At 71.0% G+C, this 17,696-nt stretch carries 16 protein-coding genes and 1 tRNA gene; 9 read left to right on the top strand and 8 right to left on the bottom strand.

Annotation, left to right across the window (positions count from 1 at the left end; translation table 11 throughout):
- Window positions 1-7: 7 nt before the first annotated feature.
- The 3 genes from MK786_RS00215 to MK786_RS00205 all read right to left on the bottom strand — a co-directional run bounded on the left by MK786_RS00215 (window position 8) and on the right by MK786_RS00205 (window position 4,360).
- Window positions 8-1,459 carry a CDP-glycerol glycerophosphotransferase family protein gene (locus tag MK786_RS00215; protein ID WP_241110259.1) on the bottom strand — a complete coding sequence of 484 codons (1,452 nt, stop codon included), beginning with the start codon at window positions 1,457-1,459 and terminating at the stop codon, window positions 8-10.
- Window positions 1,456-2,730, bottom strand: coding sequence for a CDP-glycerol glycerophosphotransferase family protein (locus tag MK786_RS00210; RefSeq protein ID WP_241110258.1), 1,275 nt, complete (start codon window positions 2,728-2,730; stop codon window positions 1,456-1,458). The genes MK786_RS00215 and MK786_RS00210 overlap by 4 nt, the downstream gene beginning before the upstream one ends.
- 64 nt (window positions 2,731-2,794) lie before the next feature.
- Window positions 2,795-4,360, bottom strand: coding sequence for a S1C family serine protease (locus tag MK786_RS00205; RefSeq protein WP_241110257.1), 1,566 nt, complete (start codon window positions 4,358-4,360; stop codon window positions 2,795-2,797).
- Window positions 4,361-4,479: 119 nt separating this feature from the next.
- On the opposite strand from MK786_RS00205, the gene MK786_RS00200 reads away from it, so the two are divergent.
- Entirely contained in the window at window positions 4,480-5,679 is a 1,200-nt protein-coding gene (locus MK786_RS00200; RefSeq protein WP_241110256.1) for an aminotransferase class I/II-fold pyridoxal phosphate-dependent enzyme, read from the top strand.
- A gap of 9 nt (window positions 5,680-5,688) precedes the next feature.
- Here the strand turns inward: MK786_RS00200 and MK786_RS00195 are convergent, their stop codons facing one another.
- Together MK786_RS00195 and MK786_RS00190 are read right to left on the bottom strand one after the other, a co-directional pair.
- Window positions 5,689-6,504: a carbon-nitrogen hydrolase family protein gene (locus tag MK786_RS00195; protein WP_241110255.1), complete on the bottom strand. Its 816-nt coding sequence runs from the start codon at window positions 6,502-6,504 to the stop codon at window positions 5,689-5,691.
- On the bottom strand, window positions 6,501-7,031 hold the full coding sequence (locus tag MK786_RS00190; RefSeq protein WP_241110254.1) for a DUF6328 family protein: 531 nt from the start codon (window positions 7,029-7,031) through the stop codon (window positions 6,501-6,503). Before MK786_RS00190 ends, MK786_RS00195 begins: the two co-directional genes overlap by 4 nt.
- Before the next feature lie 94 nt (window positions 7,032-7,125).
- Here MK786_RS00190 and MK786_RS00185 point away from each other — a divergent pair.
- Window positions 7,126-7,199, top strand: a tRNA-Met gene (locus MK786_RS00185).
- Window positions 7,200-7,258: 59 nt separating this feature from the next.
- On the opposite strand, the gene MK786_RS00180 is transcribed toward MK786_RS00185, so the two are convergent.
- Window positions 7,259-7,729 (bottom strand): MarR family winged helix-turn-helix transcriptional regulator, encoded by a 471-nt coding sequence (locus tag MK786_RS00180; RefSeq protein WP_241110253.1) that lies wholly within the window; start codon window positions 7,727-7,729, stop codon window positions 7,259-7,261.
- Window positions 7,730-7,808: 79 nt separating this feature from the next.
- On the opposite strand from MK786_RS00180, the gene idi reads away from it, so the two are divergent.
- From idi to MK786_RS00145, 7 genes are read left to right on the top strand one after another with little or no spacing between them, the layout of a single operon-like run.
- Window positions 7,809-8,360: an isopentenyl-diphosphate Delta-isomerase gene (gene idi, locus MK786_RS00175; protein ID WP_241110252.1), complete on the top strand. Its 552-nt coding sequence runs from the start codon at window positions 7,809-7,811 to the stop codon at window positions 8,358-8,360.
- A complete protein-coding gene (locus tag MK786_RS00170) occupies window positions 8,357-9,412 on the top strand; it encodes a polyprenyl synthetase family protein (protein ID WP_241110251.1) in 1,056 nt (351 codons plus the stop codon). The genes idi and MK786_RS00170 overlap by 4 nt, the downstream gene beginning before the upstream one ends.
- Window positions 9,409-10,278, top strand: a complete 870-nt coding sequence (locus tag MK786_RS00165) for a squalene/phytoene synthase family protein (RefSeq protein WP_241110250.1) — start codon at window positions 9,409-9,411, stop codon at window positions 10,276-10,278. Before MK786_RS00170 ends, MK786_RS00165 begins: the two co-directional genes overlap by 4 nt.
- On the top strand, window positions 10,275-11,849 hold the full coding sequence (locus tag MK786_RS00160; RefSeq protein ID WP_241110249.1) for a phytoene desaturase: 1,575 nt from the start codon (window positions 10,275-10,277) through the stop codon (window positions 11,847-11,849). The genes MK786_RS00165 and MK786_RS00160 overlap by 4 nt, the downstream gene beginning before the upstream one ends.
- A 1-nt stretch (window position 11,850) precedes the next feature.
- Window positions 11,851-12,195 (top strand): lycopene cyclase domain-containing protein, encoded by a 345-nt coding sequence (locus tag MK786_RS00155; protein WP_241110248.1) that lies wholly within the window; start codon window positions 11,851-11,853, stop codon window positions 12,193-12,195.
- A complete protein-coding gene (locus MK786_RS00150; RefSeq protein WP_241110247.1) occupies window positions 12,192-12,497 on the top strand; it encodes a lycopene cyclase domain-containing protein in 306 nt (101 codons plus the stop codon). The genes MK786_RS00155 and MK786_RS00150 overlap by 4 nt, the downstream gene beginning before the upstream one ends.
- Window positions 12,494-13,387: a prenyltransferase gene (locus MK786_RS00145; RefSeq protein ID WP_241110246.1), complete on the top strand. Its 894-nt coding sequence runs from the start codon at window positions 12,494-12,496 to the stop codon at window positions 13,385-13,387. Before MK786_RS00150 ends, MK786_RS00145 begins: the two co-directional genes overlap by 4 nt.
- Window positions 13,388-13,468: 81 nt before the next feature.
- Here the strand turns inward: MK786_RS00145 and MK786_RS00140 are convergent, their stop codons facing one another.
- Together MK786_RS00140 and MK786_RS00135 are read right to left on the bottom strand one after the other, a co-directional pair.
- Window positions 13,469-16,390 (bottom strand): UPF0182 family protein, encoded by a 2,922-nt coding sequence (locus MK786_RS00140; RefSeq protein WP_241110245.1) that lies wholly within the window; start codon window positions 16,388-16,390, stop codon window positions 13,469-13,471.
- A 90-nt stretch (window positions 16,391-16,480) separates the two neighbouring features.
- On the bottom strand, window positions 16,481-17,605 hold the full coding sequence (locus MK786_RS00135) for a S16 family serine protease (protein ID WP_241110244.1): 1,125 nt from the start codon (window positions 17,603-17,605) through the stop codon (window positions 16,481-16,483).
- Between the last annotated feature and the right edge of the window lie 91 nt (window positions 17,606-17,696).

Below are 17,696 nucleotides of genomic sequence, written 5' to 3'. Positions count from 1 at the left end.
CCTCGGGTCAGCCGGCGTCGACGAAGCCCTGATCCAGGATGCGCGCCACGACGCGCTCGGCGGCATGCCCGTCGTCGCGCGAGTTGAACTTCTCCCGCCACCGCGCATAGCGCATGGCGTGCGCGGCGTCGGGGGCGGTCGACAGCGCCGCGACGAGCTCCTCCTGCGAACGGACGACCGGGCCCGGCGCGTGCACGGCGAGGTCGAAGTAGAAGCCGCGGAGTTCGCCGCGGTAGTGCTCCATGTCGGGCACCAGGAAGTACATCGGCTTGCCCGTGACGGAGAAGTCGAACATCACCGAGGAGTAGTCGGTGATCAGCGCATCCGCCGCCAGCAGCAGCAGAGAGGTGTCGGGGAAGCCCGTGACGTCGACGACCCGAGGGCCCTCGGCATCCTTCCCCTGCTGCAGGGTGCGGGAGTGGCCGCGCACCAGCACGACCGCGTCGGCGGCGGCGGCCAGCGCGGCCGGGTCGACGAAGTCGACGATCTCGTCGCGGTCGTCGCGCCACGTCGGCGCGTACAGCAGCACGCGCTCCCCCTCGCGGATGCCGAGCGACGCGCGTGTGGCCGCGCCGTCGCCGGTCACGAGCACGTCGTTGCGCGGGTATCCCTCGACCCAGACGGGCCGGGAGAGGAAGGCGTAGGCCTTGCCGAGGATCCGCGCCGCGTACGGGTTCTGCGCCAGCAGCACGTTCCACCGGCGCGACTCGCGCAGCACGGCGATGGCGCGCCGCGGGTCGAACCCGGGGCGATGGAGGGCGAGCCGCTTGAGCGGCGTGCCGTGCCAGGTCTGCAGCACGATCTGGCCCTTGCGCCGCGAGAAGCGCCTCCGCAGCCAGTCGTTCACCACGAGCAGACGCGCGGACCCGCGGGCGCGCCACCACTCGGGACTGCCCTCGACGACGGCGACAGCGCCCTCGGGAACGGAGACCGACAGGTCGACCACGCTCCAGTAGCGCGTCACGCCGGGCGCCCGCCGTGCGAGCTCGCGGTCGATCGCGAGGGGGTTGCAGCTGGCGTTGCGGCCGTAGAAGCTCTCGAAGAACACCGCATTCTCGAGCCGCGCGGCGCGATGCGCGTAGCGGCGCTCGAGGGCGTCCTGTCCCTCGCCCGAGTCGTACGCGGGATCGACGGGCGGCCCGACGCGGAGCGTCCAGCCGTCCAGCGACGCCCGCACCGTGCCCAGCTGCGCCAGCGCCAGGGCCGCGGGCTCGGAGACAGCGACGCCCTCCGCAGCGGTCACCTGCACGTCGTAGTCACCGGTCGGCAGCGGCAGCTCCGGCCCGCCCCAGCGGCGCGCGCGCAGCGGCAGCACGGCGCGCCACGTCTTCCCTCGGCCCGTGAGCGCTGCCGGGACGCGCGCGCGACGGCCGACGAGCTCCACCGAGGCGGGGCGAGGGCCTTCGCCCGACAGGACGAGCGCAGGACCGCCGTCGGTCGTGAAGCGGGCGTCCGTCATCGTGGTCCTCTCTCGCCGGCGTCTCGGCGCGATCCGGCCAGGATCGCACGGTACACCCTTTCCGCATTGGCGCCGTCCCGGAAGGCGTGCACGCGGGCGCTCAGCGCCCGTGCCCGCCCGCGTCGCCGCTCCGCTTCGTCGTCGCGTGCGAGCACGGCATCGAGCTGCGCTCGCGCGGCCTCCCAGTCGCGCGCCCAGTCGTCGCCCGCGACGTCGGCGTACCGCCCGTAGAAGCCGCGACGACGGCCGTACTCCTCGACATCCGGCGCGAGGAACACCACCGGCAGCGGCACGAGCGCGCTGTCGAACACGAGGGAGGAGTAGTCGGTGACCAGGACGTCGGCGCCGGGGAGCACCGGAGTCACGTCGGCGACGAGGTCGCTTCCGAGCAGCCGCACGCGGTCGGTGCCCGGCGGCGGGCGGTAGTCCCCCGCGCCGAGCGGATGCGACCGCACCAGCAGCACCGCATCGTGCTGTTCGAGCAGAGCCAGGAGCGCGCGCCACTCGTCGGTCGACGGCACAGCCGGGTCGGCAGCGCCGTCGCGCCACGTCGGCGCGTACAGCACGATCCGCGACGCGTCGTCGAGCGGGCCGACGGCCTCGGCGATGGCTTGCCGGGCGGACGCGCGCCGCTCGTCGGCGGTGCCGCGGGACAGCACGTCGACGCGCGGCTCGCCCGTCACGGGCACGCACTCGTCGGGGAGTGCGAAGGCGGACTCCAGCCGGCCCCGGATGGCGTGCGACGCGGCCGGAAGGATCCGGATGCGGCGTGCTGCTCCGCGGTACATCGCGCCGAGCAGGCGTCGCAGAACGCGGCCCAGCCGCAGGCGTGCGACTGCCCCGGGGACGCGAAGCGTCTCGGGAGAGTCCAGCCCGATCCGCTTGAGCGGGATGCCGTGCCACAGCTGCACCACGAAGGCTCCCGAGACCGCATAGCGATTGACGTCGCCGAAGCCGTGGGTGACGACGACGACGCGGGCGCGCGCCGTGCGCCAGAGGCCGCGCAGCGAGGACTTCCGCAGTGTCGGGATGCCGCGGGCCGAGGCATCCTTCTCCTCCCGGTCGCTCCCCACGAGCCACACCGCACGCCGACCGCCGGCAGCCGCGACATCCCACAGCGCAAGAGCTCCGTCGCCGATACCGCCCCCGCATCCGAACACCCACTCGTCACGCGAGCGCGGAACGACGAGGGTCAGCATGCGTCCGGCGGCATACAGCGGGATCGTCGCGAGTTTTCGCGCATTCCCCGCACCGAACGAGAAGGACGCCATCCCGCGAGCCTAGCGTCCGCGCTGGCGGACAGGCTTCGCAGGACGGCGTCCTGAGCGTCGCGTCTTACTGCTGGAGCTCGCCGAGCGTGACGTCGACGGTCTTGGTCTCGCCGTCGCGGACGTACGTGACCGTCGCCTCGCTGCCGGCCGCGGCCGCACGCACCTGGGCGGTCAGATCGACCGCGTCGGTGACGGGGACGCCGTTGAACGAGGTCACCACGTCTCCCTTGCGCAGACCCGCCTCCGCAGCGGCACCCCCCTGGACGGCCTCGTCGATGTACGCACCGGTGGTGGTGGCGCCTTCGACGGATGCCGCAGGCAGGACGTTCGCTCCGAGGAGACCGTGCGTCGCCTCGCCGTTCTCGATGATCTCGTCGGTGATGCGCTGGGCGATGTCGGAGGGAATGGAGAAGCCCACGCCGATCGAGCCGGAGCCCTCCGACGATCCGCCGGCCGTCGCGATGGCGACGTTGATGCCGATCAGACGTCCTTCGTCGTCGACGAGCGCGCCGCCGGAGTTGCCCGGGTTGATCGCCGCATCGGTCTGGATGACCGCGATCGAGATGGACCGGCCCGGCGTGCGCTGCTGCTGGCCCTGGCCGAAGTCGAACTGGAACGGGCTGCCCTGCTCGGGCGCCTGCTCGCCGTCCTCGCCCCCGTTCGCGTCGCCCGAGTCGGGTGCCGCCGAGGAGGCGATCTCGATCGACCGGTTCAGCGCGCTCACGATGCCGGTGGTGACGGTGTTGGCGAGGCCGAGCGGCGCGCCGACGGCGATCGCCGTATCCCCCACGTTGAGGTCGGAGGACGAGGCGAACTCGATCGGCGTCAGGTCCTTCGCGTCCTCGAGCTTGATGACGGCGAGGTCGTAGGTGGGGTCGGTGCCGACCACCGTGGCGTCGTAGACGCGGCCGTCCGATGTCGTCACGCGGATCGCCGCGTCACCCGTGGCGCCGTCGAGGGTGACGACATGCGTGTTCGTGACCACATAGCCGTCCTCGGTCAGCACCACACCAGACCCTGTGCCGCCGCCGCCGCTGCTCGTGGCCTGGATCGTGACGACGCTCGGCACGACCTTGGCGGCGATCGCGGTGGTCTGGTTGACCGCGTCGGAGTCGTTGACAGTCACCGTGGCCGGGCCGGCCGCGGGAACGGTGCCGTCGGGGGCGAAGAGGTTCACGCCGGCGTACGCCCCGCCGAGACCTGCGGCACCCCCCACGATGGCCGCCGCGGCGATGAGGCCGACGATCCTGCCGGCGCCGGTGGGCTTCTTCGGTCCGGTCGGAGCCGGCTTGCCGAGGGGGACGGTCGGCTGGGTGCCGGTCGCCGCCTGGCCGAACGCCGCGCCCTGCGGCTGCTGGCCGGCGTACGACTGCGGATACGGGGCGGGCTGGCCGGCGTAGCCCTGCGGCCGGGCATAGGCCTGCTGGTGCACCGGGTACGCGGTGGGCGCCTGCTGCGCGGCCTGCCAGGCCGCCGTCGTCGGCGGCGCGGGCGCGACCGGGGGCTGCGGAGCCGCGGCGGGCGCGGGCGGCGCGGGGGTGGTCTCGGCCGAGGGGGCAGCGGGCAAGGGCTCGCCGGCCGCGTCGGCGGGGGTCTGGTCTGCGGGGGCGTTGCCCTGGTTGTCGCTCATGATTGCTCCTTCTGGTGCCAAGCAAGGACCACATTGCCCACCGATGCTGTGCGTTTCTTATGCCGCCGATGGGACGGGACTATGCAATCGACCTGAGCAGGTCGAGTACCGTGAGTCCGATGCGACACATCCCCGGGGCATGGCACCGCGCGGCGACGGGCGCCGGACTCGTCAGTGCGGACGGATCCCTCCACCCCACCATCTTCGCCGAGATGTCGGCACTGGCGGCCCGTACAGGCGCGATCAATCTCGGTCAGGGCTTCCCCGACGAGGACGGCCCGGCAGAAGTCCTCGAGGCGGCGCGTGCGGCCATCAGCGGTGGCCTGAACCAGTACCCGCCGGGGCGCGGCATCCCGGACCTCCTCTCTGCCGTCTCCGAGCACCAGAGCCGCTTCTACGGTCTGGAGCTCGATCCCGCGGCCGAGGTCCTCGTGACGGCCGGCGCGACCGAGGCGCTCGCCGCGACGCTGCTCGCCCTCATCGACGGGCCCGACGACGAGGTCGTGGTCTTCGAGCCCTACTACGACTCGTACGCGGCCGTCGTCGCCCTCGCCGGCGCGCGCCTGGTGACGGTGCCCCTGCGGTGGCCGGACTTCCAGCCCGACCTCGACGACCTGCGCCGGGCGGTCAGCGACCGCACGCGCATGATCCTCGTCAACGACCCCCACAACCCGACGGGGGCGGTGTTCACCGCCGAGGTGCGCGACGAGGTCGTGCGCCTGGCAGAGCGCCACGACGCGCTCATCATCACCGACGAGGTGTACGAGCACCTCGTGTTCGGCGAGCCGCACGTGCCGATCGCCACGCTCCCGGGAGCCTACGAGCGCACCGTCACGATCTCGTCCGGCGGCAAGACGTTCTCGACGACGGGCTGGAAGATCGGCTGGGTCACAGGGCCCGCCGACCTGATCTCGGCGGTGCTCGCGGTCAAGCAGTTCCTCACCTATGTGAACGGCAGTGCGTTCCAGCCCGCGATCGCCACCGGACTCCGGCTCGGCGACGAGTTCTTCCGCGGGATCGCCCGCGACCTGCGCGACAAGCGCGACGTGCTCGGCGCCGGTCTGCGCGCGGCCGGCCTCGAGGTGTCGGTCCCCGCCGGATCGTACTTCACGGTCGCCGACGCGCGCGCTCTCGGTACGACGGATGCCGCGGAGTTCTGCCGCGAGCTGCCGGACCGCGCCGGCGTCGTCGCCATCCCGCTCACCGCGTTCGCCACGCCGGAGCACCGCGGCGACTACGCGACGCTCGTGCGATTCGCTGCGTGCAAGCGCGTGGAGGTGCTGGAGGAGGCGGCATCCCGTCTCGCCGACCTCCGCTGACGGCATCGATCAGCCGTCGCGCGGCGTCACCGCGAGTCGACGCAGGCGCAGCGCCGGGTTGACGCGGCGCACGCGTTCGACCGCAGTCGGATCGAGGTGCGCGACGGCGACATCGGTCGCCGTGCCGACCGCGGCGAGCTCGACGCCCTGCGGGTCGACGATCATCGAGTTGCCCACGCCTAGCGGCGGCGGGTGATCGGCGGCGGCGACGAACACCGTGTTCTCGATCGCCCGCGCGTGCAGGAGCGTCCGCCAGTGGTGCTCCTTGAGCGGGCCGCGCACCCACTCCGCGGGCACCAGGAAGACGTCGGCTCCTGCGTCGACCAGCAGCCGGCCCACCTCGGGGAAGCGCAGGTCGTAGCAGGTCATGAGACCGAAGCGCAGGCCGCCCGATTCGAACGTCTCGGGCGTGCCGACCACGCCGGGCTCGACCCAGTCCGACTCGCGCTGACCGAACGCGTCGTAGAGGTGCAGCTTGCGGTAGCTCGCCAGCAGTCCGCCGCCGCCTACCGCGACGACCGTGTTCCGCACGCGACGCTCGTCGTCGGCTCGCTCGAGGAGTCCCGCGACGAGGTGCACACCGTGCTGGGCGGCGATCTCGGTGAGCCGGCGGACGAACGGCCCGTCGACCTCCTGCGCGTGCTCGGTCAGCGAGGCGTCGAATGGGTCGACGAAGTAGCTGGAGTACTCGGGGAAGACCACGACCCGAGCACCGCGGGCCGACGCCGTGGCGGTGAGCTGAGCGATGACGGCGAGGTTCGCCTCGGTGTCGGCGGCCGGGGAGAACTGGGCGACCGCGATCCCCAGGTCGTCGGCGGCGGTCATGAACGCCACCTCCGGCCGACGCCGTCGCCGTCCCCGACGCGGGCGCGGATGATCGCGGGCGCGATGAGCCACAGCAGGATGATCAGCACGCTCAGGATCGCGAGCGCCGTCCACGCGGCGGCATCCCCGACGACCACGTCGAAGACGAAGGCCACCACACCCACCACGAGGATCGACACCGTGAACAGGGCGGTGATGAGAGCGGCATGGCCGTACGTGACCACCGCTGCCTTCGCTCGCTGCTGGAAGAGCACCCGGTGGAGCGCCACAGGTGCGAGCGCGATGATGGCGCTCAGTGCCGAGATCACGACGAGCGTCAGGTAGATCGTGCGCTGCCCCTCTGTCAGATCGGCGAAGGCCGGTTGAAAGGCGAGGGCGAGCAGGAAGCCGGTGAGGATCTGGGTGCCCGTCTGCAGAACGCGCAGCTCCTGCAGCACTTCGTTCCAGTTGCGATCGGCCCGCTCCGTCGGGGTCTCGTCCCGGCCGTCGTCGAAGTCGTCGTGCGTGTCGTCGCGCGGCGGTGGCATGCGCTCATCCTCCCGCCCCATCGCGCCCGGCGGCAAGCGAACCGGCCCGGCGTCGTGACCCTCTCCGAAACCGTGCTAGGCTTTCTTCTTGTGCCGCGGGGTGGAGCAGCTCGGTAGCTCGCTGGGCTCATAACCCAGAGGTCGCAGGTTCAAATCCTGTCCCCGCAACAAGAAGAAGAAGGACCCTCCGGTTTCGGAGGGTCCTTCTTCGTTCCCCCGACGGGCGCTCACTCCCGTCGCAGGACGGCCCCGAGCTCGTCCAGGAACCGCGCGATGACGGCCAGCTCTTCGTCCGAGTACGTGGTCACCACGCTCCTCATCGCCTGCAGCCGCTCGCCGAAGTGCCGGAAGAACGCACGGCGGGACTCGTCCGTGAGCACGATCACCCGCGCCCGCCGGTCACTCGGGTGCGGGCGGCGCTCCACATGCCCGGAGACGGTCAGCCGATCGAGCAGCTTCGTCGTCGACGCGGTGGAGATCTTGAGATGCGCGGCCACATCGTGCGGACTGACGGACTCCCCCCTCTGTTCGCGCATGATGAGCATGCGCAACGCCGAGAGATCGGACGCGTTCATCTCCATGTCGTCCTTCATCCCGCCGTGCATGCGGTCCATGGCGTCGCTGAAGGCGCGCACAGCCTGCAAGACTTCGAGAACGGCCCTGTCGTGCGGGGACTGCGGATACCACTCGTGCGCCATGTGGACACCCCTTCCCTACCCTTGTATCATCGGGACACTACAATCGCTAGTTAAACTAGCGAATTCCAAGGAGGATCCCATGACCGATGCCGACCACGTGGTTCTTCTCGATGACGAGGGCAGGGCGATCGGCACGGCTCCCAAGAGCAGCGTTCACGGGACGGACACGGCCCTCCACCTCGCCTTCTCCTGCCACGTCGTCAACCCCGACGGCCTGGTGCTGGTGACGCGCCGCGCGCTCGACAAGCAGGCCTGGCCCGGCGTATGGAGCAACTCGTTCTGCGGCCACCCGAAGCCGGCCGAGCCCGTGCTCGCCGCCGTGCACCGCCGTGCCGAGTTCGAGCTGGGCATCAGCCTCACCGATATCGAGCTCGCCCTGCCGCTCTTCCGCTACCGCGCGACCGACGCCAACGGCATCGTGGAGCACGAGGTCTGCCCGGTGTACACCGCGCTGACGTATGACGAGCCGGTCCTCAACCCCCTCGAGGTGGTGGACGCCCGCTGGGTGGAGCCGGCCGAGCTCGCGGCATCCCTGCAGACGACTCCCTGGGCGTTCAGCCCCTGGCTCGTGCTGCAGGCCGAGCAGCTGCACCTCTTCGACACCGTCGCCCAGCGTCGCCGCGCATCATGATCGCCCTGCCCCCCGATCCCCGCGTGGATGCGGCGATCGACGCCTCGCTCGACCGCATCGTCACCCGCGCGAGAACGCTGGGCGCGGGCTTCGGCGCCCTGGGCGACGCCGTGGCGCGGGCCTCGCGCGGAGGCAAACGGTTCCGCCCCGCGCTCGTCGCCGCCTCTTTCGGCGCGTTCGGCGGCGATCCGGACGCGACACCGAGCCTGTACCCCGTCGCCGCCGCGTTCGAGCTGCTGCACGCCGCTTTCGTCGTGCACGACGACGTGATCGACCACGACACCGAACGCCGCGGCATCCCGAATGTGGCCGGCGAATTCCGCGAGCACGCCCGCGTGCAGGGAGCGGATGCCGCGGGCGCGGCAGTTCTCGGAGATGCGGCCGCCATCCTCGCCGGCGATCTCCTGCTGCACGAGGCCTTCCGCCTCGTCGCGTTCGCCGAGGTGGATCCGGTCGCGCGCGAGCAGCTTCACGGGCTCCTCGACGACGCGGTCTATGTGTCGGCGGCCGGAGAGCTGGCCGACGTGACGCACGCCGTGGTGCCCGAGCACGCATCGCACGACGACATCCTCGACGCCGCGTTCAACAAGACGGCGGTGTACTCGTTCCAGGCGCCGCTGCAGGCCGGGGCCGTGCTCGCCGGCGCGGGCGACGAGGCACGCGGCGTGCTGTCCACCGCGGGCGGGTCGCTCGGTCTGGCGTTCCAGCTGGTGGACGACCTCATCGGCGCCTTCGGCTCGGCCGAGCAGGCCGGCCGAGAGACGGGCGGGGATCTGCGCGAGTCCAAGCGCACGCCGCTGGTCGCCCTCGCGCGCGAGTCGACGTCGTGGCCGAAGGTGAACGAAGCGCTCGCCGTCGCGCACACCGGCCCCATCGCCGTGCGCGACGCGCAGGTCGCCCTGCTCGAGAGCGGCGCCCCCATGCGCCTGCGCAGCCTGATCTCCGACACCCTCGATCGGGTGCGCACCGCGTCGCGCGACTCGGCCCTTCCGGCCGCGGTCGGATCGCTGCTTCGGGATCTGGCGGACGGCGTCGAAGGGCGCATCCCGTGAGCGCGCGTGAGACGGGCCTCGACCTGTACGATCGCACGGCTCGGGATGCCGCGGCCACCGTCATCTCGCGGTATTCGACGTCGTTCAGCCTGGCGTGCCGCCTGCTCGGACCGCGGCCGCGGCCGCACGTGCGCACCGTCTACGCCCTCGTGCGGGTCGCCGACGAGATCGTGGACGGTCCCGCTGAGGCCGCCGGGCTCTCCCCCGCCCAGGCAGGAGCCGTCCTCGACGACCTGGAGGCCGAGACCCTCGCCGCCGTCGAGCGCGGCTTCAGCGCGAACCTGGTCGTGCACGCGTTCGCCCGGACCGCGCGTGAGTGCGGCATCGACGGCGAACTGATCCGTCCCTTCTTCGCCTCGATGCGCACCGACCTCTCGACGAGCCGTCACGACGACGCGTCGCACGACGCCTATGTGTACGGCTCGGCGGAGGTCGTCGGCCTGATGTGCCTGCAGGTGTTCGTGAACGCGGGGGCGCCGCATCCGATCACCCCCTCCGCGGAGCTGGTCGACGGTGCACGACGCCTGGGCGCCGCGTTCCAGGACGTCAATTTCCTGCGCGACCTCGACCACGACGCGTCCGCGCTCGGTCGCGACTACCTCGGTCTGGAGACCGGCGGCGTCTCGCGCGCCGCAGTCCTCGACCGGATCGATGCCGACCTCGCGGCCGCCGCGGCCGTGATCCCGAAGCTTCCCTCCGACTGCCGCCGGGCGGTGACCGCCGCGCACGATCTGTTCGCCGAGCTCTCGACGCGGCTCCGCCGCTCCCGCGCGGCAGGAGAGCGGGTACGCGTACCCGACCCGGTGAAAGCCCGTCTCGCCGCACGCGCCTGGCTCGGATTCGCTCCGCGCGAGGTGCGCGCATGAGCGGCGGGGCAGTGCCCGTCACGCGCCGACGCGCGGTGGTCGTGGGCGGCGGCATCGCCGGACTCGCCACCGCGGCCCTCCTCGGCGCCGAAGGGTGGGACGTCACGGTCCTCGAGGCGCGCGACGTCGTGGGCGGCCGAGCCGGATCGTGGGACCAGGACGGGTTCCGGTTCGACACCGGGCCGAGCTGGTACCTCATGCCCGAGGTCTTCGACCACTTCTTCCGTCTGCTCGGCACGACCGCCGAGCGCGAGCTCGACCTCGTGCCGCTCGACCCCGCGTACCGCGTCTACTCCGACCCCGCCACCGGGAGGGCACCGCTGGACGTGCGCTCGGGGCGTGAGGCCGCGACCGCGCTCTTCGAGAGCGTCGAGCCCGGCGCCGGCGCGAAGCTGAGCGCGTACCTCGACTCGGCCGGCGATGCGTACGACCTCGCCGTCACCCGCTTCCTCTACGACACGTACGAGACCACGGCAGGGCTGCGCGATCCCGCGCTGCTCCGGCGGGTGCCGCAGCTCGCGCCGCTGCTGACCAGAAGCCTCGCCTCGCACGTGGACCGCCGGTTCGCCGACCCGCGGCTGCGCCAGATCCTCGGGTACCCGGCCGTGTTCCTGGGCGGGTCGCCGTACGGCGTGCCGAGCCTGTACCACCTGATGAGCCACCTCGACCTCGACGAAGGCGTGCTCTACCCGCGCGGCGGCTTCATCGAGATCATCCGCGCGATCGAGCGCCTGGCCGTGGCATCCGGAGCCGTCATCGAGACCGGCGCGCGCGTCATCTCGATCGACACGACCGGTGCCACCGCGACCGGCGTCATGCTCGCCGACGGGCGCCGCGTCGAGGCCGACCTGGTCGTGTCGGCGGCCGACCTGCACCACACCGAGACCGCCCTCGTCGCGCCCGGGCTGCAGAGCTACCCCGAGTCGTGGTGGGCCAAGAAGGATCCCAGCCCGGGGGCGCTCCTCCTGCTGCTCGGCGTCGAGGGCTCGCTGCCCCAGCTCGCCCACCACACCCTCCTCTTCACCGACGACTGGCGCTCGAACTTCGACGACATCTTCGGAGCGAATCCGCGGATCTCCGACCCGGCGTCGCTGTATGTCTGCCGCCCGAGCGCGACCGATCCGACCGTCGCACCCGCCGGGCACGAGAACCTCTTCGTCCTCGTCCCCGTGCCGGCCGACCCGTCGCTCGGCCGCGGCGGGGAGAATGGTGACGGTGACGCACGCATCGAGACGGCGGCTGATCGCGTGATCGAGCAGCTGGCGTCGTGGTGCGACATCCCCGACCTGGCGGACCGCATCGTCGTGCGCCGCACGATCGCGCCGGGAGACTTCGCGGACGACCTCAACGCGTGGCGCGGCAACGCGCTCGGCCTCGCGCACACGCTCGGGCAGAGTGCGATGTTCCGTCCGCGCAACGCATCGCGCAAGGTCGCGGGGCTCTCCTATGCGGGCGGCTCGGCCCTGCCCGGCATCGGCCTGCCGATGTGCCTCATCTCGGCGGAGCTCGTCGTGAAGCGGCTGCGGGGCGATCGCACCCCGGGACCGCTCGCCGAACCCGCGAGGGTGTGACGTGCCGGGACTGTACCTGGCTGCGATCCTCGTCTCGGCCGCCGGCGTCGCGCTCCTGGATCGCCGCTGGCGGCTCGCCGCGTGGGCGGCCCCCGGTCGCACCGCGGCCGCCGTCGGCATCGGCACGGTGTTCTTCGTCGCGTGGGACGCCGTCGGAATCGCCACGGGCGTGTTCGTGAAGGGGGACAGTCCGCTGCTGATCGGGATCGATCTCGCGCCGCATCTCCCCCTCGAGGAGCCGTTCTTCCTCGCCTTCCTCTGCTACCTGGCGCTCGTCCTGCATGCGGGCGCCGTGCGCGCACTCGGTCGTCGCACGCAGCGCCTGGACCGGCAGGGGGCGACATGACCTATGCACTGATCGTCCTGCCGTTCGCCGTCGTCACGGCGGCGGTCGTGGGCGCCTCCGCCCGGCGGCCGCGCTTCGCGAGGCGCATGGCGGCGTCGGGACTGACTGCGGCCGCGCTCATCCTGCTCACCGCGGTGTTCGACAACCTGATGATCGCGGCCGGGCTGTTCACGTATCCGCCCGAGCACCTCAGCGGACTGCGGATCGGGCTGGCGCCGATCGAGGACTTCTCTTACGCGGTGTGCGCGGCCTTCCTCATTCCCGCCGTCCTCACCCTGCTGACGCCGAAGGAGCGGGCATGACCGATGCACCCCCCCTGCGCACGGGCGCGGTGATCCGCGAGCTGTTCGTCTCGTCGCGACCGGTGAGCTGGATCAACACCGCGTACCCGTTCGCGGCGGCGTACCTGCTCACCACGCGCGAGATCGATGTCACACTGGTGATCGGCACGATCTTCTTCCTCATCCCGTACAACCTCGCGATGTACGGGATCAACGATGTGTTCGACTACGAGTCCGACCTGCGCAATCCGCGCAAGGGCGGCGCGCACGGTGCTGTCCTCGACCGGCGCATGCATCCGATCACGCTGTGGGCGGCCGGCCTGTCGTGCCTGCCGTTCGTCGTCTACCTCGTCGTCGTCGGCTCTCCCGCCTCGTGGGCGGTGCTCGCGGCGAGCCTCTTCTTCGTCGTGTTCTACAGCGCGCCGCCGCTGCGGCTGAAGGAAGTCCCCTTCGCGGACTCGCTGACGAGCAGCATCCACTTCTTCTCCCCCGCCGTGTACGGGCTCGTGCTCGCGGGAGCCGAGTGGACCTGGCAGCTCGGCGCCGTCATCGTCGCGTTCGCCCTGTGGGGTGTGGCCTCGCATGCGTTCGGGGCGGTGCAGGATGTCGAAGCCGACCGCGCGGCCGGGATCTCCTCGATCGCGACGGCTCGTGGCGCGCGCTGGACCGTCTGGTTCGCCCTCGCCTGCTACGCGGGGTCGGGCCTCGTCATGCTGCTCGCGGCCTGGCCCGGGCCGCTCGCCACCCTCGTCGCGGTGCCGTATCTCGTCACCGTGTGGCCCTACCGCGGCGTGACCGACGAGACCGCCGACACCGCCACGCGCGGCTGGGACCGCTTCCTGTGGCTCAACCAGTTCGCCGGGTTCGTCGTCACCCTGCTGCTGATCTGGTTCTGGCTCCTGACCGACTGAACGCCGGAGCCAGGCGAGCGGCTCACCTGTCACGATGTGCGCCCTCCGACGGCGTGTCGTGACAGGTGAGCCCCAGACGGTCTACGGCTCCAGCGCGCCGAGCTCGATGAGCTTCTCGACCGCGGCGGTGAGCTTCTCATCGGCCTCGGCGAAGGCGGCGAGGTCCCCGGCCTTCAGGGCCGCCTCACGCGCCAGCATCGCCTCCTGCGCGTCCTGGAGCGCCGCCTGGTACTCGTCGGACGGCACGGTGGGCGTCCCCGGCTCGGGGGTGGCGCCCGGCGTCGGGGTGGCGCCCGGCGTCGGGGTCGCCCCCGGCGTCGGCGCGACGTCGTCATCGCCGGCCGCCGCGCCGGAATCACCGCCGAACAGAGCGTCCAGCGCCTCGTTGAGGGTGTCCTCGAAGGCGATGTCGTTGCCGAACGACACCAGCACCTTCTGCAGGGTCGGGAGCTTGGTGGCACCCGACGACTGCACGAAGACAGGCTGCACGTAGAGCAGTCCGCCGCCGACCGGGAGGGTCAGCAGGTTTCCGTTGAGCACGTCGGACTGACCCTGCTTCAGCAGGTTGATCTGCGACGACACCAGCGGATCGGCGTTGAAGGTGTTCTGCACCTGGCCGGGACCGGGCACCGTCGTGTCGGCGTCGATCACCAGCATCCGCAGCTTGCCGTAGTCGGCGGCCTTCTTGCCCGCCTCGGCTCCGGCGTTCGAGTCCACGGCGAGGTAGCCCATCAGGACGTTGCGTGCGTTCCCGCCCGTGGACGACGGGATGAAGGAGGTGAACATCGAGTACGTCGGGTTGTCCTGCCCCGGCATCTGCATCGTCAGGTAGTACGGCGGCTGCAGCTGCGAGTCGGCCTGCGGATCGTTCGGCGTCTGCCAGCGATTGTCGCTCTGGTAGAACGAGCGGGCGTCGTCGACGTGGTAGATGCCGAGCACTGTGCGCTGCACCTTGAACAGATCGGTCGGATAGCGCACGTGGCTCATGAGCTCGGCCGACATCTCGCTGATCGGCTCGACCGTGGTCGGGTACACGTTCTGCCACGACTGCAGGACCGGGTCCTCCTCGTCCCACGCGTAGAGCGTGACCGAGCCGTCGTAGGCGTCGACCGTGGCCTTCACCGAATTGCGGATGTAGTTGATGTCGTCGAGCGCGAAGCGCGGCGCCGGGTTCGACGAGTCGGAGATCGCCGAGGCGAGGCTCACGGTCGACGAGTACGGGTAGTTGGCGCTCAGCGTGTAGCCGTCGATGATCCACACGATCCGGCCGTCGACCACGCTGGGGTACGGGTCGCTGTCGAGCGTCAGGTAGGGCGCGACCTTCTGCACGCGGGTCAGCGGGTCGCGATCGTAGAGGATCTGCGAGTCCTCGTTCACATAGTCCGAGAAGAGGATCTGCTCGGCCTGGAACTTGAGCGCGTAGATCAGGCGGTTGAAGACGCTGCCGATGCTCGGTCCACCGTCGCCCACGAACGTGGTCTTGACCTCGCCGCCGCCGTCGCCGCCGGTCGGGTAGTCGAGCTCGACCGGCTCGGACCCTTCGGGCGCGCCGACGATCGAGTAGGTCGGCGAGTACTCGCCGAAGTACACGCGCGGCTGGAAGTCCTCCTGATCCGACAGGAAGCCGGAGGCGGGGATGCCGCGCTCGAGGAAGACGGGGTCGCCGTCGCCCGTGCGGTCGTTGCCCTTCGCGGCGACGAGGCCGTAGCCGTGCGTGTACACGACCGCGGAGTTCTGCCAGTCGGCGGCGGCGCCGAGCTCCGCGAGATCGAGCTCACGCACCGACACCACGGTGTCCTGCGAGACACCGTCGATGTCGTAGCGGTCGACGTCCAGCGGGTTCTGGAACTGGTAGTAGCCGCGATACTGCTCGAGCTGGCGCACGGTCGGCGAGATGATCGCCGGGTCCATGATGCGGATCTGGGCGGTTGTGGCCGCGTCTTCACGCAGCTGGCCGGCCTCGGCATCCGTCACCGCCTGGAAGTCCTGCTTCTCCAGACCGTCCACGCCGTACGCCTCGTGGGTCATGTCGACGTTGCGCTGGTAGTAGTCCTGCTCGAGGGCGAAGCGGTTGGGCTGCACCTGGAACGTGTTGACCACCCACGGGTAGCCGATGCCCAGCACGATCGCCGAGACCACGAGAAGAGCCGTGGCGATGAGCGGGTAGCGCCAGCGGCCGATGATCGCCGTGACGAAGAAGAGGAGGGCGACGATGACCGCGGCGAACGCGAGGATCGTCTGCCCGGGGATGATCGCGTTCACGCCGGTGTAGCCCGGGCCGGTGATGCGGTCGCCCGGCTCGACGAGCGTCTTGTAGCGGTCGAGCCACAGGCTCGCGCCCTGAACCAGCAGGTAGAGGCCCGCGATCACCGCGAGCTGGATGCGCGCCGACTTCGAGATGCGCAGCTCGCGCTGACCGACCCGCACTGAGCCGTACAGGTACGACACCAGCGCGGTGACGAGGAGGCACACCAGCAGCACGGCCGACACGAAGCCGACGAGCGCGCTGTAGAACGGCATGGCGAAGAGGTAGAAGCCCGTGTCGAGGCCGAACTCGGGGTCGACGACATCGGTGGCGACGCCGTTGAACCACAGCCAGGTCGTCTCCCACTGAGCGGATGCCGCGAACCCGGCGAAGAAGCCGAAGAAGACGGGGATCCCCCACATGGCGAGGCGACGCAGCGGCTCGACGACCTCCTGGTAGCGGTCGAGCTGAGAGCTCAGCCGCGCGTAGACCGGGCGGAGTCGGTAGGCGAGCTGGATGGCGAGCCACACGGGCACCGCCATCCCGAGGAAGCCGACGACGAACATCACGACGCGCGCGACCCACTGGGTGATCAGCACCGAGTCGAATCCGAGCTGGTCGTACCAGAGGAAGTCGGCGTACAGGTTCGCGAACGCGAAGAACGCCACCACGAGGGCGGCGATGATCGCGAGCGAGATCGCGATGACACGTCGGGAGCGGGAGGGTGTGGCCGGGGTCGGCGCCGAGGTCGTGGTCACCGTCCCATCCTAGGCGCGCGGATCTGGGCGGCCGCCGAGTCCGCCCTGGGCGTACTCCCCGAACATCCGTGCGCGGTTATGCGATCCGGATCAGCCCGCCGTGCAGGTCGGCAGCGCATCGACGTCGCCGCCGTCGCGCACCGCCTCGAGGGCGTCCAGCGCGTCGTCGAGAGTCTCGACCGCGAAGACCTGCAGACCGTCGGGGACGTGACCCACGACCTCGTCGCAGTTCGCCTCCGGTGCGAGGAACCACTCGGCGCCCGCATCCTTCGCACCGAACAGCTTCTGACGGATGCCGCCGATCGGCCCCACCTCGCCGTCTGCCGTGATCGTCCCGGTGCCCGCGACGTTCTGACCGCCGTTGAGCTGGTCCGGCGTGAGGGTGTCGATGATGCCGAGCGCGAACATCATGCCGGCGCTCGGGCCGCCCACGTTGTTGAGCTGGATCGTGACGTCGATCGGAAAGTCGTAGTCGGTGATGAGGTTGACGCCGAGGAGGAGCGTCTTCTCGCCGTCGACCTCGGTCTCCTTCGGCGTGATGGAGACCGTCTGCTCCTCGCCGTCGCGGTCGATGAGCAGCTCGACCGGAGCCCCGCCGGCGTCGTTCACGATCTTCCGCAGGGCCGCGGCATCCGTCGCCGGCTCGCCGTCTGCGGCGACGATCACGTCGTCCTCCTCGAGCACGCCCTCGGCGGCCGAGTCCTCGAGGATGGAGTGCACCGAGATCCGGGCGCCGACGTCGTAGCCGAGCTCGGTGAGTGCGGCGGCGGTGGCCTCCTGCTGCGAGTCGACCATCATCTGCGCGCTCTCGGCGTTGCGGTCCTCGGTGGTCGTGCCCTCGGGGAACACGGCGTCGAGGGGCAGCACAGCCTTGCTCGGGTCGAACCACGCGAGCGCGAGCTCGAACCACGACGGCGTGCGCTCGCGGTTGCCTACGACCTGCACGGTAAGAAGGTCGAGCGCGCCGTCCGTCTCGAAGGTCTCGGCACCCTCGACGGAGATGAGCGGGACCTCGTCCCCGTCGGCCGACTCGGCCGTGCCGAGGGTGTTGTACACCGGGCCGGGGCGCTGGATCACGTACGACGTGGGCAGGAACGTGATGACCAGCAGGACGACCAGCGCGATGGCCAGCGCCCAGACGCCGACCAGCGTGCCGCGCGACATGCGACGCCGCGGTGAGGGCGTGATCGTGACGTTCTCGTCGAACAGGGCCACGCGGGACCTCTCTCTGCCTGGTCGTTCGCGACCGGCGTAAGGCGTTCGAGGCTCTGCCGGGGAGTGCGATGGATGCTGCGACTAGCGTAGA

This window comes from Microbacterium sp. CFH 31415 (assembly GCF_022538185.1).
Classification (GTDB): domain Bacteria; phylum Actinomycetota; class Actinomycetes; order Actinomycetales; family Microbacteriaceae; genus Microbacterium.
The sequence above is the reverse complement of the archived record's forward strand: the minus strand, read 5'-3'. Positions and strand labels throughout refer to the sequence as shown.